This is a genomic window from Sulfurimonas sp. (genome assembly GCF_023229025.1).
Lineage (GTDB): Bacteria > Campylobacterota > Campylobacteria > Campylobacterales > Sulfurimonadaceae > Sulfurimonas.
In genome coordinates, this window is the sequence record NZ_JALOAA010000002.1 from 56,891 (window position 1) to 77,928 (window position 21,038).

Consider the following 21,038-nt stretch of genomic DNA (forward strand, 5'->3'; position numbering starts at 1 on the left):
ACTACTGCTGTCTTTTGTTAAAACCCGATGTCCCATGTTTGTTGCTAACAGGAGTGTTCTGAGCATATTTTTTGAGATACTCCGGAGTCGCCCTGCCTTTTATCCTCATCATATCTTCAAGCATATTTTCAGCAACAAACTCTGCATCAATCTCTTTTATCTCACAAAGGTATTTAAAGAGAAGCCTACCGAGCCTCTCTAGAGAAATATGCCATGTAGAGTCTGTTTGAGAGTAAATCCATATACTAAAAGCATAAAAATTCTCAAATACGCTCTCCTCTTGCCAAATCAATTTCACGCTCTGTTTGAAGTTGCCGCTGTTATATGTTAAGTCCCAAAATCTAGAGAATCTCTTCATTTTTTGTATATCCATAAATGTTATCGTTGATGTTTGCAATACTTCATAAGGAGGTATGTCGCTATATATCATGCCGCACTCTATATCATGGCGGTTGATATATGTTCCTGAGAGTTTTTTTAGTATTCCTATCTGTATTTCACAGCTGCTAAGAGCTACCAATTCATCGAGATTGGCACCAAAACTCTCTAGAGTCTCTCCGGGAAGTCCCACTATCAAATCAAGGTGCATATGAACGTTTGTTTCATTTTGCAAAAATTTTATATTCTCTTTAATTTTATCAAGCTTTAGGGGTCTTGAGATATTGTTTGCAATCTCTGAATTTAGTGTTTGTATGCCTATCTCAAACTGAAGAGCGCCATGTGAAAATAGAGCGACTTTAGCTTTTAAAGAGTCCGGAAAATGGTCGGGCACTACTTCAAAGTGTGCAAAATATGGTGGTTTTTTCTCTAAAAAAAAGTCCAGCAGTCTATTTGCGGTTTTAATATTTAGGTTAAATGTTCTATCAATAAATTTAAAACTTCTTGCACCTCTTTGCCATAAAATCTCAAACTCTCCCAGAAGCTCATCAAGATTAAAAGATCTTACTTTTTCATCCATTGAGGAGAGGCAAAATTCACACTCAAAAGGGCAGCCGCGTGAAGCTTCAACATATATGTATCTGTTTTTGATGTCATTTTCTGTGTAAAATTTATATGGAAGAGCTATATTTTTTAGTGAGGGCATACTCATCTTTATGATTTTATCTTTTGTGGAGTTGTTGAAAATATCAACACAAAGCTCATAAAAAGCTATGTCTCCCTCTCCTTGAATAATAAAATCTGCACCCTCGAGATTAACTCGAAACGGCTCATGAGAAACTTCTGGACCGCCTAATACTATTTTAGTCTTTGGGGAGATTTTTTTTATGAGGTGAATAAGCTCGCTAACTTGCGAGACATTCCAGATATAGACGCCAATGCCTATAATATCGGGATTTTGAAGAAGAAGTTTTTCTGCAATGCTGCTAATGGAGTCATTGATGCTAAATTCTAATATCGTTGCGCTCTCTTGAAGCTCTTTTAGGTTTGCATAGAGGTATCTAAGGGCAATTGAAGTGTGTGTAAATCTAGAATTCAGAGTGGTTAAGATGATTTTTTTCATAAGGGGAAGTTTAGCATAATTATCCATCCCTAAAGGGGGAAGTAAGAGATGGATAATAAAATAATTTATAGATTCTTTCTCAAGAATGAAAGGGGTTGAACATTTTTGAGATGAGTAATTATATTAATTATAAGTTAATAGCAGGTAAATATTTAAAATTCTTTTACAATATTGTCAAGTTGTTCAAACATACTATCTGCCGCATCTTCCATATTTTTAAAATTTTGAACTATACTATCTACATTTTCACTTTTAAAAGCGGAATTATTTTTAATGAAGTATAGATTGCCTGCAATGGAGCTATGAATCTTCTTATGAAGCTCTCCGATTGTTTTATAGGCATTCGTATGTCCAAAATAGTCCGCTCCTTCGCCTATATACCATTTACCGATATTGCAGTTTGTATGGTCATTATAAACATAAGACTCTTTTAACTCAAATATTGATGAATAAGCATCTGTTTTAAATAGAGCAAGTTCAACCTTCATGGATGTTGCCATTAGTCTGTTCTCTATCTTTTTAGATGTGTCAGCCGACTGCTCTGCAAATACGTTTAGCTGAGAAAATGTCTGCTCAAACTCATTTACGACACTGTTTGATTTTTGTGCAATCTCTGAAATATTATCAGAGTTTGCGCGTATATCATTAGAGTCTTGTTGGAGTGTTGATATTGTTATCTCAATCTCATTTGTAGCTTTTTGGGTTCTCTCTGCAAGTTTTCTTACCTCATCGGCAACAACTGCAAATCCACGTCCATGTTCACCGGCACGTGCAGCTTCAATAGCGGCATTGAGCGCAAGCAGATTTGTCTGATCCGCTATATCCTTGATAAGGCCGACTACAACCGAAATATCGTTTGATCTATGTTCAAGATTTACAATAGCATCATGAGAGGAGGATATAAGAGCTACAAGGGTGTTGAAGCTCTCGCTTATATTCTTAACGCCTTGAAGGCTTTTTGACGAGAGAGCCGCTGTTGTTTTTGATACGTCAGCAATTGCCGTGGAATCTTTCTGTGCAAGAGAAATATCGCTGTGAATTGTTTCAAATGCGTTGCTTGCTCCACCGCTTAGAGCGTTTAGTTTTTGTGAGAGTTCGCCTTTTGCCTTTAGGGTAAACCCTTGCGTTATATAACCCATAATACTATTTAGCTCTTTTGAAGCACTATTGAAGCTCCCGTGAAGTCCAGATGGATAGGTAAGTCTGTAGCTTTTGCCGCGTGAAGCATTTTCAATAGATGCATGTACATCTCTCATAAATGCTTCAAGTTGATCAAGAGCATCGTTTAGACTCCATGCAAACTGCGATTCAATAGAGTTGTTGTCAGGTATGTGAGTAACACGGCCTTCAAGTTCACCGTTGGCAACCTCTTTTAAAACCTTAATCATTGATTGGTATGTCGGAGATTTTGATTCACAACTTCTTTCTGCTTCTATAGAAGCAGACACTACTAAAACCAGAAGCATTAAACCTAAGAGAATAAAATTTTGAGCAACTAACGCATAGACTCCGACAGATAGAACTGTTATAAAGAGCAGGGCGCTTTGTCTATTTTTGAAGAGAGATAATAAGTTCGTCATAACCCACTCCTTTTTCTTGTAATATATCTGTTAGAACTTTAAATGAAGCCGCTACCCCTTCGCTTTTTTCAACTCTTAGCATCTCTTTATAGAGAGGGATAATAACTTTTAGAGCCTCCGGATTGGGTTTTCTTCTTACAGAGTAGTAACCTATAATTTTGCCATCTTTATCAACAGAAGCTGTAACATTGGCAAATACCCAGTAGTGATTATTATTTTTAGTTCTGTTTACAACAAATGCAAAAACCTCCTGTTTAGTAACAATAGTATCCCATAGATATTTAAAAACAGCCTTTGGCATGTCAGGATGTCTTATGATACTGTGCGGTTTTGCAAGCAGTTCCTCCTCCTTATACTCTGCCATCTCCATAAATATTTTATTGCAATATGTTATTTTGCCTTTTAAATCTGTTTTAGATACTATAAAATCATTGTCTGCCATCTCTTTTAGCATAAAAATACCTTTTTGTTAATTAGTAAGATTTATTTTGTCTTTGAAATATGTTTTAAATATTGTCATAATTATAGCATATGTTTCAAATTTTTAAGACAATATTAATTTTTTATTATAAAAATAATAATAATTTTATGACCGCCTATTTTATACTTTTTCCTCTGCAGCAGATTCTCACTCTTTAGGTTATAATCTCGAATGTCAATTTTATTAGCAATATTTTACTTTTTTTACTTCTCAATTATTGGTGTCTATATAATATTTTTACCCAAAGTACTCTCTATGAGCGGGTACTCTGCAAGTGAAATAGGCATCATATTTGCGGCTGCTCCTCTTGTGCGCTTTGTAGTCCCTTTTGCTTTTATTAGGGGGTTAAAGATAAATATACGAAGCTTTAATGCATCTCTTATTATTATGTGTTTAAGCTCTATATCTTTTTACTTTTCATTGGATAATTTTTATAAGCTTCTTTTCTCAAATATTAGTCTTGGGGTAGGACTTAGCATAGTGCTCCCTTATGTCGAACTAATATCTCTTAAATATTTGGGAAAAGAGAAGTATGGCAAGATTAGACTCTTTGGCTCGGTAGGTTTTATCTTAGTAGCGCTTGTTTTAGTAAGGTTTTTGAGTGCTGCCGATGTTGCGCTCATGTACTTGCTGATTTTAGCATTTACCACATCCGCGGTAGCGTATATAATTGCAAAAAAAGCAGATGCTCTTCTTGATAAAAGTGAAGATGTCACAAACGATATAAGTCTTTTAAAAGATTGGAGACTTTGGGCTGGCTTAACACTTATGCAGGTAAGTTTTGGTTCGTTTTATAACTTCTTTACTATCTATGTTACCGACCATGGGGTAACACTTGATATTACCGTATATTTATGGAGTTTTGGGGTTGTTGTTGAGATTTTTATGCTCTACTTTCAGGGGGCTCTTCTTCGCAAAAATCTGCTATTGATACTTCAAGCTACAACTTTTATAACTGCCATAAGATGGCTTATGCTCTTTTTGTTTCCGGATAATGTTACTATTTTATTTATGTCACAGGCGCTACATGCGCTTAGTTTTGCACTTTTTCACTCAGCCGCAATCAGTTATCTATTTTATCTCTATAAACATAAATCACTAGCACAGCAGTTTTTCTCAGGAATAACTTATGGATTTGGAGCATTTTTAGGAGCGTTAATTGCAGGGTATGTTTATGAGTTTTACCCAAGCTACCTCTTTTTAAGTGCAACCTTTATCGCACTTATGGCCACCTACTCTTTGTATCTTTGGGGAGTCACGAAGAAAGCAAGAGCAAAATAGGCTAACTCTCGTTCTTTTGCTCTTGCAAGTGCACACTTATTTGCGGGAAAGGAATTGAGATGCCTTTTTCATCAAATGTCAATTTTACTTTCTCTATCGTATCAAATTGAACATTCCAATACTGCTCCGTTTTTACCCAAACACGAAATACAAAGTTCACGCTATTCTCTGCTAGCTCCCCAACTGCCACTAGAGGGGCGGGATCTAGCAGAATTCTCTCATCCTCTTTTGTAATTTGAATAAGCGTCTCCTTTGCAAGCTTTAAGTCATCTTTGTAATCAATCCCAAAAACAAGATTTATTCTGCGTATCGGTTTGCTTGAGTAGTTTATTATATTTGAACCGATAATCGAAGAGTTTGGAATTATTATGGATTTATTATCCGGCGTAGCCATTACACTTGAGAAGAGATTTATCTCCTCCACCGTACCTAGCGCTCCTGCTGCATCTATTAAGTCCCCTACTTTAAAAGGTCTAAAGATGATAATAAGAATGGCTGCACCTATGTTTGAGAGAGAGTCCTTAAGAGCCAAGCCGACCGCTAAAGATGCCGCACCAAATAGTGCTAGCAAGGAGGTCGTATTTACTCCTAGAGTGTTTAAAGAAGATAAGATAACTACGATAAGAAGTGAAAAGTATAGTACTTTTTCTAAAAATTCTACTAACGTTAACTCCACATGTGCTTTTAGCATTAGTTTTTTTATCAGGTTAGTTATTTTTCTTACTAACCATTTTCCTATAAAAAATATCGCTATTGCAGCAACTATTTTTAAGCCGTACTCGCTAGCGTAAACTAATGCTAAGTCACTATATTTTGAAAGATTCATTTTCTTCCTTTTGGGCTCTTAGATTAAAAATTTAATCTAAGTAGTCTCCATATTGTTAAAGTATTTGATTGTAGCAAAAGTAAAATTAAAAGTTTAAAATAAAAGATGTATTTTGTGTAAGGTCATATTTGCGAACACCAATAGGAGGCTCGCTGTCTGTATCGTAAGAGAGAGAAAACTTTAATAAAAGATTTTTATAAATATCTAGTTTTAATTCTATTTCATGGGATTGAACATTATCACTAAAGTCGTTAACTTTTGGCTGATAGTAGAGAGTATATGTAGCAGATGCGCTTTTGTTAAGATTAATCGAGTAGGCAAAGTAAGCATTTGCTCTTATATTCTGTTCTGATGGATTTATGAGCGGGTTATTGTAAGCAACATCTTCATAAAAAGCACCTAGACCGAGATAGCCTCTTGAGTTTTGCCAGATGTTGTGTAGTTTAAATCTAGCACCTATACCGCTAAGCGCTCTGCTTTTAATCTCTTTAAACTCATCATTTTGTAGTTGTAAAAAGAGCTCGCCTCTAAGTAATTCTTCTGTTATGGCATGGATATATCTTGCATGGGAGAAGAGTTTATTTGTATTTTCTTCGTTGTTTGCTTCGCCATATGCCCCCGATACCTCTAGCCATGCAACATAGCTCTCGTTGTTGTCATATGTTACTCTTGCAGAGGCTTTATAGTCGTCTGTGTCGCTATTTCCTCTTTTTGTCTCTAGAGCTGCTTCAATAGTGCTGGAGAAGCCGGGTTTATCGCCAATCTCTACGGGAGCGATTGTGACTAGAGCAAAAATATATTGTGTTGCTATAAAAGCAATCAGTAGTAAAAATTTCATAACGCAAATTCTACCGACTACTTTATAAAACTCTTCTTGACTCTATCAATTTCATCTCTGATTAGATGATATTTTTCTAAATGTGGGGAGTTTATGCAGTCGGTTAAATCTTTATACTTTAGGTAGTTGCCCCAAACTTTTTTTGATTGCTCTATCTTGCCTTTTTTGTAGAGCTCAAAACTTACAGAAGCGTTTATAAAACCCTTTATGAGCCTAATCTCATCTGAGTTTTCAAATCTTCTAGCAAACCAGATAAGCTCTAAATCTTCATGTGCGTCATAATAGTTTCCGCTACGGAGGTTTTGTATAAAGTAGTCTAACTGCTTCTTGTGCTCAATCATCGCTGACCGTCATGTTTGCTCTCCAATATCCTCTACCGCCATGCAGGGATATGCAGTGCTGTTTTGGGAACTTCTCTTTGTACTCTTGAAGTCTATTTAGTGTTGCTTTTCCTGTGTCACAGTAAAATACCAAGACGCTTCCCTCAGGCAGCTTTTTTAATTCATAAGGGTTGTAAAGCACTGTCTCAGCACCCTGTATTGATGCTAAGATAGTGTCTATGAGTACTACTTTTATACCCTCTTTTTCTAATTTTTTTTTATTTTCTAAAAACTCTTTTTGCGTCCACTCATCTGGAAATTTCATATCACTTCTCATCTGCCTTTTTTGATGTTGCCAAAACTACGGTTGCTGTTAAAGCAGCGCCCAAAAATACAATGGCGTAGCCAGTCGGTAAATCATAGAAGTATGATATAGTAATTGCGCTTATACTAAAAAACCATCCAAAAATGAAGCTACCGAGCAAAGGCTTTTTAAAGTTTAAAGATAGAGCCACAAACGGCGGTGCTACTAAAAGAACAAATACGACAAAAACTCCCGCTAAGGAGACGGATGATGTGACAGTTATAGCGAGAAGAGAGAAGAAGAGAAGCTCTTTGATAAAACCGTTTAGTTTTGGGTAGACAAAATAGAGAACAAAAGCTATTAAACCGTATATTATCCCGCTTTTTACAACTTCACTAGGAGGTGTGAAGAGTATATCGCTAGCAAGTAGTGACTTAAAGTGCTCCATCCCCTCTGCCGAGTGCGAAAGTACCATCATTATTCCACTTGCTCCCAAAACGTACAGTATCCCGATAAATGCCTCAAGATGAAGTTTTCTAGTTGATGCAAAGGCTATTAGAAATGCGCTAAGTAGAGCAAAACCAAGAGTAAAGAGATAGAAATGCTCCTCATGAAAGTAACCAAGACTTATAGATGAGCCAAGAGCCGCAAACTGTGCAATTGCGAGGTCGGTAAAGATGATACCTCGCTTTAGTATCTCCATCCCGAAGTAGGAGTGTAGCATCACAAGTATGATAACTAGAGCTATGGGAACAAGAAGAATATCTATCATTTTATCGCGCTTGTCAAGTAGTCAAATAGTGAAGCTAGATCGTTGATATTTTCTAGAGACTCTATGTCATGCGGCATTAAAACCACCTTTATTCCTGTCTTTTGGCTTATAAATTCTGCCGTCTTTGTTGAGTGGTAAACATCATGGAGTATGCAGCAAGGGTTTTGCTGTTGTATAAGATTGATTATCTCTATTGTATGTCTTGACGATGGCGGAATTCCGGGAAGTGGCTCAATCGTTCCTATATTTGAGAGCCCGTATGCTTGATTAAAATATGCCAAATTGTCATGAAACTGAATGACTTTTAAACCTTTTTTCTCGCTCATTTTTTGATTCCACTCACTCATTTTTTGATTCCACATCTCAAAAAAATCGTTGTAGTTCTTCTCATAAACATCTCTGTGTTCTGCATCGATTGAGATTAAAAACTCTCTAATAGTTTTTGCAAGCAGTAGAATATTTTTTGGGTCTAAGTGAAAATGTGGGTTTCCGTCGGGGTGTATATCGCCATCTTTTCTATTAACTTCGCTTGGTTTGTTAATAAGCTCTACATGGTGAGAGAGATTTAAAAAGGTTGTAGCACTAGGCGAAGTTTTTGGGTTTCCTGCGCGATTTATGAGAGGAGGCAACCAACCTATCTCAAGCTGGGCACCGTTCATAATAAGCGCATCAGCATTTCTTACTTTTGCAATAAGAGAAGGGCGTGGGACTATAAAGTGCGGATCCCAGTTTCCTTTTGCCAAAACTGTAGTAGTAATATGCTCCCCACCTATTGTTTTGGTAAGCGCCCCGATATAAGGGTAACTTACCGCAATATTTATATGAGCCAAGAGTGTTAGCGGCAGAAGTGTTAGTAGTGTTAGTAGTTTTTTCATGTTTAAAAACTATGAGCGGCATGTGCGCCGATTGAGATGTTTGCCTGAAGGATAATAGTGTTTATCTTCTCTCTTTGACCATCTTCGTTAAACATTGAGTAGTCTTGGCTATACTGAACTCTAAATCTAGCAAACTCACTTGTGTGATACTCTATCATTGCCGTATATTTGTCAAGTCCATCCGGCTGCTCAATCATCACACCATCTTTTTCAACATCATTTTGCATAATGGTGTCGTATCTTACGCCCATTCTCCAGTTTTTATCATGTGTGTAGATAAGTTGTGAGTATAAACCATTCTGTTTTTTGACCATTGTAGGGGAGATAAAATTACCCAGAGTGTCATTGGCGTATTGTATGCCGTCAAGTTCTCTGCTTAAAAACTCTGTTTGGAGCTTGATGGAACTATATGAGTCAAGTGCGTGTAAAATCACTAAATCGGCACCGTAAAGTTTTGCATCACCGCTAAAGACGTGCGGTCCTTCATCATCGGTGCTGTGATTTATTCTTGATTCGCCTTGAGCATAAGAGATACCGCCAAGTAGTGTTGTATTTCCCACATCATGAGAGGCTTTGATATATCCTACATAGAGAGATGCACCATCATCTCCTTCTGCCACCTCTGGATTTGCTGCTGCATTTATAACTGTTAAATCAATTGTATCTTTACCAAACATCTGCTCATTTTCGCCTTGAAGAATCTCAAAACCTGCCATTAGGTAAAAAGGAGTCGGAGCTGTCCATTGTATTTGCGCACCCACTTCATTTATGCCGTGCATACCTAAAAAAGCCTCATACACAAGCGGCATATCCGCAAAATCCCATGCGTGGTGATGCTGTTCATTTAAGTATCCAAAGTTTGAGTTAAACTTTCCGCCTTTTACTTTTGTGCCGTGTCCAAGAGCGTTTGAGGTAAAGAAAAGCTCCTCTATCTCAACACCGTTTTCTGAGAAGTGAAATATACCATCCATGGTAAAAAACGGATCTACCGAGCTTGAGAGCACAAGTTCTGCATAGTTTAGATTAAATCCATTCTCGGCATTGTAAGTTGCATGATTATCATCTCCATGCGAGTGTGAACCAAGTAGGCCGTGAACAACACCTGGAACCTCTAAGTGTCCAACCTCCGCATCTTTTACATTTCTATCTACATAAGAAGCGTCCATAATTAAAGAGATATCGGGAATAAATTTTGACTGATCAAATGTTCTTTTTTCTGGCGGAAGTATATCCGCACCGTAAACTAAAGCTGTGCAAAGCACGCTTGGTAATAATATTTTTTTCATAATTTTCTATCCTAATAGATTATATTTTTTATTTTAGTAAAGTTTTTTTATTTGAGGTTTAGGATATTTTTGGAGGGGCGCGGTTTTGGTTTGAGTTAGTTCTTGCTTGCGGGTATGAGATTAAGTCGTTTTGTACAATATCTTCAAAATGTAAAATTTCAATATCTAAGGCAAATTTAACTGCATCAGTAGATACTAGATTGTTGTTAACCGTACATACCAAACAAGTAGAGCTATCATCATGTGTGATATGCTCTACTTCATGTATAGCTGAAAAGCTTGTAACAATAGCAAAAAGTATCGATAAAAATACATTTAATTTCATAAGTCGAATTATAACATATAAAGCATAATTGTTTTAGTTTAAATTAAAGGAAAAAGAGCACTAAGAAAAAGAAGTATCACTCTCCATATCACTAACTACTTGGCGCATTTTAAGGAGGGAGTCCGGATTTAGTGAGATGGAATCAATACCGTTTTGTACCAAAAACTTCGTGATTTCAGGGTAATCAGAGGGAGCTTGCCCGCAGATACCTATATATTTGCCTCTACTCTTACAAGCCTCTATCGCCATCTGTAACATCTTCATAACAGCTTCGTCTCTCTCATCAAAAATGTGAGCAATTTTTTCACTATCCCTATCAACCCCGAGAGTAAGCTGCGTAAGGTCGTTTGAGCCGATTGAGTAGCCATCGAAGAGTTCAAGAAACTTCTCTGCTAAGATAATATTTGCAGGTATTTCACACATGGCATATATTTCAAGCCCCTCCTTGCCTTGAACTAACTCTTGTTTGTTCATAATCTCTATGACCTTTTGTCCTTCTTGCGGAGTGCGAACAAATGGAATCATAATTTTAATGTTATTCAATCCCATATCGTCTCTAACCCTCTTTAGTGCTTCACACTCCCATTTGAAGGCCTCTTTGTAGCCCTCATCATAGTAGCGGCTAGCACCGCGAAAGCCTATCATTGGATTCTCTTCAACTGCCTCATACTCATGACCGCCGAGCATATTTCGGTATTCGTTGCTTTTAAAATCACTTGTTCTTATAATGACCGGTTTTGGATAAAAAGCTGCCGCAATCATTCCGACTCCTTCGCATAGTTTTTCTAAAAAAAACTCTTTTGCATCGCTATATGGAGTCATAAAGGAGCGGATTTCATCCTCATCTTTTACACTTTTTCCTTTATGCATGCTAACAAGAGCCATAGGGTGAGCCTTTATGGAGTTAGTCATGATAAACTCCATTCTAGCAAGCCCCACACCATCATTTGGCATCTTTGCAAAGTTAAAGGCTTCAGCAGGATTTCCTACGTTAACAAAGAGTTTGGTTTTAGTTGGGGTTAGCTCTTTTAAGTTTATGTTCTCAACACTAAATGGAAGTTCTCCCTCATAAACATACCCCTCATCGCCCTGCGCACAGCTTACGGTGACTACTTCCTCGTCATGAAGAACCTCTGTAGCATTTGTGCATCCGACAATAGCAGGAACTCCTATCTCTCTAGCGACAATTGCCGCATGACATGTACGACTTCCACGGTTTGTTATAACAGCAGAAGCTTTTTTCATAATCGGCTCCCAGTCGGGATCAGTAGAGTCTGTAACTAAAATATCGCCTTTACTAAAGCGTCCAAACTCTGTTGTATCATTGATAACGGTTACTTTTCCAGAACCGATTTTATCGCCGACAGCACGTCCTGATGTTAAGACTTTTGCACCTTTTACATCCATGGAGTAGCGTTTAAAAGAGATATTTTGTGTAAGATTGCTTTGTACCGTCTCAGGTCTTGCTTGAACAATGTAGAGCTTAGAGTCATTTGCATCTTTTGCCCACTCAATATCCATCGCGCGTCCGTAATGCTCTTCAATGATAAGTGCTTGCTTTGCAAGCTCCATAATCTCTTCATCATTTATAGAAAAACTATTTTGCTCCTCTTTTGTGGTAGGTACATTTACTGTACGAGATTTTTCATCATAGAGCATCTTCTCTTTTTTGCTTCCCAAAGAGCGTTTAACTATCGCTTCTTTACCCTTTTTGAGTGAGGGTTTAAAGATAAAAAACTCATCTGCATTAACTTGCCCGCTTACAACATTCTCTCCTAGTCCCCAGATGGAGTTTATGAGTATGAGATTTTCTGAGCCGCTCTCCGTATCAATTGTGAAGATAATCCCGCTTGATGAGGTGTCGCTTCTGACCATTTTTTGTACACCTACCGATAGTGCAACTTTGAAGTGGTTATATCCACGGCTTGTACGGTAGCTTATTGCTCGGTCTGTAAAGAGTGAGGCAAAACACCTCAAAACAGAATCTAGCAACTCCGCCTCGCTGCTGACATTTAAGAAAGTCTCTTGTTGTCCTGCAAAAGAGGCATCAGGCAAATCTTCTGCAGTTCCAGAAGAGCGTACTGCTACGTCAACGGTATCTTTTTTATACTCGTTTGAGAGAGTTTTATATGCCTCTTTTAGCTCATCAACAAGAGTTTGTGGAAGGTGTGAGTTTAGGATAAGATTACGAACTTTTTTCCCGCGCTCTTGAAGATTGTTTGTGTCATGTATATCCAAATCACCCAAGATATCTGCAATTTTCTCTTTAATATCGTTCTCCTCTAAGAGAAGCCAGTAAGCATCGCTTGTAGTTGCAAATCCGTTTGGAATGCTGACACCTTTTGGGGTAAGGTTTTGGTACATCTCTCCTAGTGAAGCATTCTTTCCACCGACAAGCGCAACATCATCTATATTAAGCTCACTAAAAAATCGTATATATCTCATAATGCATCCTTTTGTATCTTATTTTGTATTTAGGTTTTTGAAAAACTCCATCTCATCTCCGCTGAGAATGCGTATTAGGTTTGTAGAACCGCTCACACCCATTGGGTCTCCTGCTGTTAAGATATATCTCTTTGTCTTGTCTAAAACTCCTTTGCTCAACCCTTTATTCATCGTATCCTTAAGGGCTTGACCGAGAGAGCTTCTCTTTACGCTAAAAGCTGGGACTACGCCCCATGAGAGGGTGAGTCGTCTTCGTACCTTGTCATCGTGTGTAATTGCATATATTGGTCTGTCAGGATGATATCTTGCTAATTTTCTAGCAGAGCTGCCGGAGTTTGTAAGAGCAAGGATTCCCTCAACGTTTAAATCCCTTGAGAGCCTGACGGCAGACTCGTCTATTGCATTTGTGGTATCTTTATGTGAGTTTTCATAAAATCTATTATACGGATACTCCTTCTCAGTCTCTCTTATCGTCTCAAACATAGTCTTTACTGCCAACACCGGATAATCTCCAACAGCACTCTCTTCTGAGAGCATCACAGCATCAGTTCCGTCTAAAACAGCATTGGCAATATCGCTTATTTCTGCTCTTGTTGCTCTTTGATTTTTTGTCATGGAAAGAAGCATCTGAGTTGCCGTAATAACCGGTTTTGATGCTTCATTTGCTTTTCTGATAAGCAATTTTTGTATATTTGGAACTTCATAAAAAGGCACTTCTATACCCAAGTCTCCACGTGCAACCATGATACCGTCGCTGGCGTCTATAATGGCATCAATGTTTTGGATAGCATCAAATTTTTCTATCTTTGCAATTAGCATCTGAGTGCCGCCATGTTTATCTACTATCTCTCTTGCACTAAGCATATCATGGGCATTTTGAACAAAGGAGATAGCCATAAAATCGACGTCGTTTTTCACTCCCCATGCGATGTCGCTTTTGTCTTTTTTGGTTAAAACATCAATGCCTATATATGTATTTGGAAAATTAACGCCTTTTTTAGCGCTCAAAACACCGTCATTTTCAATTATCGTAAAAACAGAGCCATCTTTTATCTCTGTTACTTTTGCACGAATAATGCCGTCATACAGATATATAAATTGACCTATATGCAACTTTTTTAAAATCTCTTTTTGGTTGAGCGTCAATCTATAGTGCGTGTTATCCACTCTATGACCGACTATCTTCTTCTCAACAAATTCTAAAACATCCCCGCATCTTAACTCAAAACTGTGTTCAAGCTCCCCTATGCGAATTTTTGGACCGCTTATGTCTTGGAGCACGCCTACTACTAGACCTGTTTTTTTCATCACTTCTCTAATGCGCCCAAGTACTGTTGTATGGTACTCATAATCCCCATGTGAAAAATTGAGCCTAAAGACGTTTACGCCTGCTCTTACAAGCTCCTCTAATCTCCCTACACTATCACTTGCCGGACCGACTGTAGCTACAATTTTTGTTCTTTTTTTCATGACTTATGCTCCATCTTGTCTAGGGTCAAGGTTTGGCGATCTAACACCTGAGACGCTAGGCATATTTACAAAAACACTCATATCTTCATCAGCAACTCTTTCTCTTGAGAGTGCATAAAAACCTAATAGGAGACTTAGTATAAAAAAGCACAAAAAGATAAAGTTGCCGATAAAGTATGAACCTACTCCTATAATAAGCGGAGCTGCAAAAGAGCCTAAACCGTAAGCAAAAAGAAGAGTTCTACTTATCTCTAAGATGTTTTTATTCTCATCTACAACATCATTTGCTCTAGCTACCGCTAGTGGGTAGAGGCAAAATATCCCAACACCAAGAAGTGCCCCAAAAAGGTAGAAGTAGAGCTCATCATATGGCAGAAGCATAAAACAGATAGAGATAGACATGATGAAAAAACTGCTAAAGGCAATCATTTTTCTTCTTCCAAGCTTGTCAGATAGTGCTCCGATTGGCCATTGAGAGATAAGAGCACCGATAATCGTTACCGTCATAAAGATAGAAACCGTGTGAATAGAGTCAAAATTATCTAGTATAAAGATGGGTATCATAGTAAAAAAGCCGCCAACAAAAAAACCTCCAATAAAGCTACTCGCAAGTGCTAGCGGAGCAATGCTGAAAATTTTTGGAAGACTATATCTCTCAAAAGGCTCCAAATACGGCTCTTTTATCTTCGTCATGGAGATAAAAATAACAGAGAAAAGAACTAAGATAGAGCCTATTATAAAGAGCGTATCTTCATTTTGGCCATCAATATTTAATATCAGCTGTCCAAGTGCCGTTGAAAGATAAAAAACAATGGTATAAACGGCAAGGATTTTGCCTCTGTTTGTTTTATGACTTTTTTCATTTAACCAGCTCTCTAGAATAATAAGAAGCCCATAGTATGCAAAACCGGAGAGCAGTCTCAAAATAGCCCAAAATATCTCATTAAAGTAGATGCTGTGCCCTAAAAATCCGATAATCATAATGGATGCAAATACCGCAAAACTTCTAATATGTCCAACAGATGAGATAATCTTTTGGCTAAAAATAGAAGCGCCGATTGCTCCTAGAAAAAATGCGGCGTTAATTACTCCTATAGCTATATTACTAGAGCCTGCTTCTTTTAGATAGACACCGATAAATGTCAAAATCATTCCATAGCCAATGGCTAAAAACCCTATTGCAAAAAATAGAGAAGATACCGGAATGATAGAGAACTTGGCTTTTTTATGCATGTTAATAGTTTTGACTCTTTTGCATTTTTATAAAACCGTCATTTAGTAAAATCGAGACTCTTTTTGTTGCATTTTGCAAAACTGTTTTTTTGTCGTTTTGTATATCTTTTTCAGGCGAAAAACCTAGGATTTTTGACTTGCTAACTGCAAGCTCACTCTTTGCGTTTGCATTTATTTTTTTACCGTTATTGTGAGCATAAAGGGATATATCCATGGAGAGAATCTCTCTTTCTTCCTTTTTAAAGATGTTTTTCTTATACACCTCTCTCTCTTGAAACAGAGTTACCTTTGTATCTAGGAGATACTCATAATCTACGTTTAACGACTCCTTATCTCTCTCTTGTGTAGAGACCATAAAGCAGTTTGTTTTTTGTAGATTTTCTGTAAGAGCAACCAGCAGCTCATCTTCGGTAATATTAAACGTCTCTGCCTTGTTTTGAATTTCAAGGGTATTTAAATATAGAGTTGCAACAGGGGCCGAGCAGAGGTCTTGGTTTTGAATGTTTAAGACCTTTTTTTTATCAACGCATCCCGAAACAGCCAGAATAAAAACCGCAGCAAATAATATTTTTTTAATCATAACAGACTCCTTTTTTTATGACAAAGTATAACATAGATAAAAGAGTGTTATAGCAAAAACTCCATACACTCTCTTGCCATCTCAAGCTCCTCATCTGTTTTTATAGTAAACACCTTTATCTTGCTTGAAGAACTTGAGATAAGCGTAGCGTCTTGTTTGTTGGCTTCCTTATCTATATCAATTCCTAAGAGATCCAAATTTTGTAAAATTCCTGCCCTAAGAGATGCCGAGCGCTCCCCAATTCCTGCAGTAAAAACTAACGCATCAACTCTTCCTAAAAGAGCCATGTAAGAGCCTATATACTTCTTAACTCTTCTTACCATCATCTCAAGAGCCAAGCGTGCAAGCTCGTCATCTCTTTTTTTTATCTCTCTTACATCTTTTTCACCACAAATGCCAAGAAGACCGGATTGTTTGTTAAGAAGCTCATCTACCTCATCTGTACTAAGGCCTAGCTCTCTTTGAAGATAGAGTAAGATTGCAGGGTCCAAATCCCCGCATCTACTTCCCATAATAAGCCCCTCTAGCGGAGTAAATCCCATTGAGGTGTCTATGCTTTCTCCGTTTTGTATAGCGCAGACACTCGCACCGTTTCCAAGATGAAGCGTTATAATATTTAGCTCTTTTACATCCCTATTCATAGCTTTTGCCGCTTCTTTCATGACATAAGAGTGAGATGTTCCATGAAAGCCGTATCTTCTAATTTTGTGTTTTTCATAAAGCTCATAAGGCAGAGCGTACAAATAAGCTTTTTTTGGCAAGCTAGAGTGAAAAGCGGTGTCAAAAATTGCTATTTGCGGTACATTTGGAGCTTCCTTTATGGTTATTAAAATCCCCTCTAAGTTTATTTGGTTGTGAAGAGGCGCCAGCGGTATTAGCTCTTTTATCTTTTCAATCACGTTATCGTCAATTTTTGTAGCACCTTTAAAATACTCTCCGCCGTGAACAACTCTGTGGGCTATAACATCAAGTGCGCTAAAGTGCTCCACAATTTTGTGCTTTTTTAAAAGAGCATTTATCTCTCCCAATCCTTCATTATGTGTTTTTATAACAGAGGTTATAACTTGTTTGTTAGTGCCGTGCTTAAATATTACAGTTGACTCATCTTCGCCTATTTTCTCAATTGACGCTTGTGCTAAAACATCTCCTTGGGGCATAAGAAAAACTTTACATTTTATGGAGGAGCTTCCGGAGTTAATGATTGCTATTTTCAACTAGTTTGTCCTGCTTGGATTGCTGTTATTAAGATAGTATTTACTATATCTTTTACACTACACCCACGACTTAAGTCGTTAACCGGCTTTTTAAGCCCTTGTAAAATAGGTCCTATCGCAATTGCTCCGCTAGAGCGCTGAACTGCTTTATAAGTGTTGTTTCCGGTGTTTAAATCCGGAAAGATAAAAACAGTTGCTTCGCCTGCTATTTTTGAATTTGGAAGTTTTAAAGAGGCAACGCTTTTATCAATTGCCGCATCATACTGGATTGGTCCGTCAACTTTTAAATCCGCCCTCATAGATTTTACTATCTTTGTAGCTTCTCTTACTTTATCTACATCTTCTCCGCTTCCGCTCTCACCGGTTGCATAAGAGAGCATTGCTACCTTTGGTTCAATCCCAAAAGCAAGAGCCGTATCTACACACGAGAGAGCAATTTGCGCAAGCTCATCGGCATTTGGGTCTTGGTTTAGTGCGCAATCCCCATAGACTAAAACTTTTGTCTTTAAGCACATAAAAAATAGACTAGATATTATACTTACATCAGGAGCGGTTTTTATGATTTGAAGTGCGGGTCTTATCGTGTCTGCTGTTGTGTGTATGGCACCGCTTACCATGCCGTCTGCATACCCCAGATGAACCATCATGGTTGCAAAGTAGTTTACATGAGCCATAGCATCTTTTGCACCTTGAAGGCTTAATCCTTTCTCTTTTCTTAGCGTATAAAAAATATCCGCAAACTCTTCAAGAAAGCTTGACTCAAAGGGGTTGATTATGTCTGCTTTACTCAAATCAAGACCAAATTTTTTCGCACTCTCTTGTATCTCATCTTTGCGACCTAAGAGTATAATCTCTGCAACATCACGCCGCAAAATCATCTCCGCAGCTCTGAGTACTCTCTCATCGCTGCTCTCAGGCAAGACTATTTTGCCTCTTTTTTCTCTAGCCATCTCAAAGAGTTTATACTCAAACATCATGGGAGTCATCACATTGTTTGTCTGTGTGGCTATCCTCTGTTCAATCGCTTTTATATCTATACTTGAGTTAAACAGACCAAGAGCAAGGGCTATTTTTCTCTCACTAGTTACTCTAAGCCTAGAGTAAACACGCGATAGATTTTTTGCTGTATGGTAATCGTCGGTTTCTACGCTAAGTATAGGTATGCTGAAATCTTTAAGGCCGGATATTATTTTTTGTATAGCTGCATTAAGTTCTGCATTTGAAGAAAAAATGATGCCGCTAATTTTTGGGTACTCCTTGGAGTAAAAAGCCGCGATGATAGCCAGAACGATATCTGACCTATTTGCCGAGACGATAACGAGATCATCTTCTTTTATCTGCGCTAAAAAGCCTTCAACATTCTGAGTGACGATTTTAAAATCTTTTACGGCTCTAGTGTTGTGCTCCTGCATAAAATAGACAAATTTTGCATTTAAAGTATCTTTTACATCCTCAATAGTCGGTACATCAAGCTCTTCTACCTCCTTTAATATATATATGTTGATGTTGGTTCCTAAAAGCTTCTCTTTTAGTTCCAGACATCTCTCCTCCTCAACTCTATTTACAAATGTCGCAAAATGGCTGCAGTCATGAGAGCGTATATTTTGAGCTTCAATCAAGATATTTTCATAAATATCCCGAGTAAGAGAATCTTTTGCATTAACGATGTTTATAACTGCGGAGTTAAAATTTTGAGCTAAAAGCAGGTTTAAGTCATAGTCTATAGTCGAGGTTAAAAAAGAGCGCCTTATGCCTTCACAAAGAATGAAATCATAATTTTTCTCAAGCTTTTTAAACTTCCCTATAAGTTGGTTTATCAACTCATCAAGACGATTTGAGGCAATCATCTCCTCAACATAGTCTATATCAAACCCATATGCATCTTCATAGGGTGTATCAAGGTCATACCGTTTAAGAATAAAGTCTATATCTTTATCACGAATATCTTTTGAGAGTATGATGGGGCGGAAAAAGGCAACTTTGTCTATGTTTCTTTTTAGTGTCTCCATCATCCCAAAAGATACAAAGAGAGTGCCAGCTTTTTTGTCTTGCGCTGATATGTAAAGAGATTTTATTTTCATTGAGCTACCTACAAAGCAAAATATGCTTAATGTTATGATTTTTTTAGTTAAAGATGGCTGAGCACCCGCAAGAATCATACTGAACAATAATATACTAAATATAGTAACAGATGTATAGCGATAAAAGAGTATTTGAGATTTAGATTATTAAAAAAGAAGTGCTCCGCTCGCAGAAGCGAGCGGAGCTAAAAGTCGCGACTCTTAGTAAAGGTCTTGACTTGGGTGGTTAGGCTTGATGCTTTCGGTGTTGTTACCGTTGTTTGTATCATAAGTTACGATGTTGTCAGCTTGAAGAGCACCTAGTGTTAATCCGATTAGTAAAATCAATGTTTTCATTGTGTATCCTTTGTTAAGAGAGCATTACCCTCTAATATTTTTAAATCAGACAAATTATATCCGATTTAACTTTTAGGCTTCTCACGGTTTTTTAAGTACTATTTTTAATTAAGACAATTTTTATCTTTTATTCAAGATTTGGTTTGTATTATGCAACCTCTTCAGAGCGATAGGGAGTTTAACTGTTTTTTAAAATAGTATCTTGTAGTTTTTGTATATCATCTAAGATTGTTCGATGTATAATCGCATCTCTTTGCAACAGCTTTGCTTGTGCAGTTTTAAATTTCTTAGAAGTGGTAATTGTACGAATTGCTTTGTATTTTGAAGAAGACTTAAATTCATCTGCTTTTTTTAATAATTCAGCTTTCATATTTTGCTGTAAATACTCTTCAACACTCATATAATCTCCTTCTCTAGTAGTTCTAAAAATTTATTTTCATCAATGTTTTCATGTTCAGTTCAAAAAGAGTTCTTTAAAAAGTTTTTAACAGCACTAGTAAATTCATCTGGCTTCTCAAGCATACTGACATGCCCGCTACCGCTTAAGCATACGAGAGTAGAGTTTTTTATTTTATTTGCCATTTGTGTCATAGTGTCTGGAGATATGATATTGTCATTCTCAGCGCTTATTAACAAGACGGGAATCTCTATATCGTCTAAACTCCTAGTTGTATCTGTTCTGCTAATCATAGCTAAGAGAGCGCCCTTTATGGCTGTGGGATTTAGATTCATAATTTTATTTTTAATTTTTTCTAGCTTTAGCGGCTCTTTTTTAATAAAATCTTTACTAAAAGCAGCGGATAGAAACCCATCTACAAAAGGCTCGACTCCTTTAGTGTCTATGTTTGATATAGCCTCGGCGCGCTTTAGTTTTGCTTCATCGTTATCGCTGCTTGTTGTAGTGTTTGCAAGTATCAAGGCTTTATAGCTTCCTCTTAGTTTCTCATTTGCTCTAAGTGCGATATAACCGCCCATAGAAAACCCACAAATAATCGGTTTATCCAGCTCTAATCTTGCGATAATATTTTCCAAATCTTCTGTGAAGCTCTCCATTGTGTATTGACCCGTGTTTAACTCAGAGTCGCCAAAACCTCTAATGTCATACGAGATACAGTAGTATTCATCTTTAAGTTTGCTTATTACACCATCCCAAAGTGTGTGGTCAAAAGGAAACCCATGTATAAAAACTAATGACTGCTTAGTTTCTTCGCCAAAAATCTTGACATTTATGCCGTTAATTCTCTTGTTCATCTTAAATCCTTTATGTAAAGTAAAAAGAACTATTCTAGC

At 37.4% G+C, this 21,038-nt stretch carries 21 protein-coding genes; 1 reads left to right on the forward strand and 20 read right to left on the reverse strand.

The window, feature by feature from the left end; genetic code table 11:
* Nucleotide 1: 1 nt before the first annotated feature.
* The 3 genes from M0Q20_RS01050 to M0Q20_RS01060 all read right to left on the reverse strand — a co-directional run bounded on the left by M0Q20_RS01050 (nt 2) and on the right by M0Q20_RS01060 (nt 3,535).
* The gene (locus M0Q20_RS01050) at nt 2–1,501 is read right to left on the reverse strand and encodes a radical SAM protein (RefSeq protein WP_295057841.1); all 1,500 of its coding nucleotides are present in this window, start codon (nt 1,499–1,501) and stop codon (nt 2–4) included.
* Between the two features lie 152 nt (nt 1,502–1,653).
* Entirely contained in the window at nt 1,654–3,081 is a 1,428-nt protein-coding gene (locus M0Q20_RS01055) for a methyl-accepting chemotaxis protein (protein WP_295057844.1), read from the reverse strand.
* Nucleotides 3,050–3,535 (reverse strand): PAS domain-containing protein, encoded by a 486-nt coding sequence (locus M0Q20_RS01060; protein WP_295057846.1) that lies wholly within the window; start codon nt 3,533–3,535, stop codon nt 3,050–3,052. The genes M0Q20_RS01055 and M0Q20_RS01060 overlap by 32 nt, the downstream gene beginning before the upstream one ends.
* A gap of 198 nt (nt 3,536–3,733) precedes the next feature.
* On the opposite strand from M0Q20_RS01060, the gene M0Q20_RS01065 reads away from it, so the two are divergent.
* Nucleotides 3,734–4,843, forward strand: coding sequence for an MFS transporter (locus tag M0Q20_RS01065; protein ID WP_295057849.1), 1,110 nt, complete (start codon nt 3,734–3,736; stop codon nt 4,841–4,843).
* A gap of 1 nt (nt 4,844) precedes the next feature.
* Here the strand turns inward: M0Q20_RS01065 and M0Q20_RS01070 are convergent, their stop codons facing one another.
* The 17 genes from M0Q20_RS01070 to M0Q20_RS01150 all read right to left on the reverse strand — a co-directional run bounded on the left by M0Q20_RS01070 (nt 4,845) and on the right by M0Q20_RS01150 (nt 20,999).
* Nucleotides 4,845–5,669, reverse strand: coding sequence for a mechanosensitive ion channel domain-containing protein (locus M0Q20_RS01070; protein ID WP_295057852.1), 825 nt, complete (start codon nt 5,667–5,669; stop codon nt 4,845–4,847).
* 85 nt (nt 5,670–5,754) lie between these two features.
* A complete protein-coding gene (locus M0Q20_RS01075) occupies nt 5,755–6,507 on the reverse strand; it encodes a DUF481 domain-containing protein (protein WP_295057856.1) in 753 nt (250 codons plus the stop codon).
* A gap of 17 nt (nt 6,508–6,524) precedes the next feature.
* Nucleotides 6,525–6,848 (reverse strand): DUF309 domain-containing protein, encoded by a 324-nt coding sequence (locus tag M0Q20_RS01080; protein ID WP_295057858.1) that lies wholly within the window; start codon nt 6,846–6,848, stop codon nt 6,525–6,527.
* The gene (locus tag M0Q20_RS01085; RefSeq protein WP_295057972.1) at nt 6,841–7,152 is read right to left on the reverse strand and encodes a hypothetical protein; all 312 of its coding nucleotides are present in this window, start codon (nt 7,150–7,152) and stop codon (nt 6,841–6,843) included. The genes M0Q20_RS01080 and M0Q20_RS01085 overlap by 8 nt, the downstream gene beginning before the upstream one ends.
* Nucleotide 7,153: 1 nt before the next feature.
* Entirely contained in the window at nt 7,154–7,903 is a 750-nt protein-coding gene (locus M0Q20_RS01090) for a metal ABC transporter permease (RefSeq protein WP_295057861.1), read from the reverse strand.
* A complete protein-coding gene (locus M0Q20_RS01095) occupies nt 7,900–8,778 on the reverse strand; it encodes a metal ABC transporter substrate-binding protein (protein ID WP_295057864.1) in 879 nt (292 codons plus the stop codon). The genes M0Q20_RS01090 and M0Q20_RS01095 overlap by 4 nt, the downstream gene beginning before the upstream one ends.
* 2 nt (nt 8,779–8,780) lie before the next feature.
* A complete protein-coding gene (locus M0Q20_RS01100) occupies nt 8,781–10,064 on the reverse strand; it encodes a hypothetical protein (RefSeq protein ID WP_295057867.1) in 1,284 nt (427 codons plus the stop codon).
* Nucleotides 10,065–10,122: 58 nt separating this feature from the next.
* Nucleotides 10,123–10,389 carry a hypothetical protein gene (locus M0Q20_RS01105; protein ID WP_295057870.1) on the reverse strand — a complete coding sequence of 89 codons (267 nt, stop codon included), beginning with the start codon at nt 10,387–10,389 and terminating at the stop codon, nt 10,123–10,125.
* Between the two features lie 60 nt (nt 10,390–10,449).
* Nucleotides 10,450–12,834 carry a phosphoenolpyruvate synthase gene (gene ppsA / locus M0Q20_RS01110; protein ID WP_295057873.1) on the reverse strand — a complete coding sequence of 795 codons (2,385 nt, stop codon included), beginning with the start codon at nt 12,832–12,834 and terminating at the stop codon, nt 10,450–10,452.
* Between the two features lie 18 nt (nt 12,835–12,852).
* A complete protein-coding gene (gene pyk / locus M0Q20_RS01115) occupies nt 12,853–14,304 on the reverse strand; it encodes a pyruvate kinase (RefSeq protein WP_295057876.1) in 1,452 nt (483 codons plus the stop codon).
* Between the two features lie 3 nt (nt 14,305–14,307).
* Entirely contained in the window at nt 14,308–15,537 is a 1,230-nt protein-coding gene (locus M0Q20_RS01120) for an MFS transporter (protein WP_295057879.1), read from the reverse strand.
* 1 nt (nt 15,538) lies between these two features.
* A complete protein-coding gene (locus tag M0Q20_RS01125; protein WP_295057882.1) occupies nt 15,539–16,117 on the reverse strand; it encodes a hypothetical protein in 579 nt (192 codons plus the stop codon).
* A 47-nt stretch (nt 16,118–16,164) separates the two neighbouring features.
* Nucleotides 16,165–17,331 carry an acetate kinase gene (locus M0Q20_RS01130; RefSeq protein ID WP_295057886.1) on the reverse strand — a complete coding sequence of 389 codons (1,167 nt, stop codon included), beginning with the start codon at nt 17,329–17,331 and terminating at the stop codon, nt 16,165–16,167.
* A complete protein-coding gene (gene pta, locus M0Q20_RS01135) occupies nt 17,328–19,412 on the reverse strand; it encodes a phosphate acetyltransferase (RefSeq protein ID WP_295057889.1) in 2,085 nt (694 codons plus the stop codon). Before pta ends, M0Q20_RS01130 begins: the two co-directional genes overlap by 4 nt.
* Before the next feature lie 201 nt (nt 19,413–19,613).
* The gene (locus M0Q20_RS01140) at nt 19,614–19,748 is read right to left on the reverse strand and encodes a hypothetical protein (RefSeq protein WP_295057891.1); all 135 of its coding nucleotides are present in this window, start codon (nt 19,746–19,748) and stop codon (nt 19,614–19,616) included.
* A 178-nt stretch (nt 19,749–19,926) separates the two neighbouring features.
* Complete coding sequence (locus M0Q20_RS01145) at nt 19,927–20,148, reverse strand: hypothetical protein (protein WP_295057894.1); 222 nt, start codon at nt 20,146–20,148, stop codon at nt 19,927–19,929.
* Between the two features lie 59 nt (nt 20,149–20,207).
* A complete protein-coding gene (locus M0Q20_RS01150; RefSeq protein ID WP_295057896.1) occupies nt 20,208–20,999 on the reverse strand; it encodes an alpha/beta hydrolase in 792 nt (263 codons plus the stop codon).
* Between the last annotated feature and the right edge of the window lie 39 nt (nt 21,000–21,038).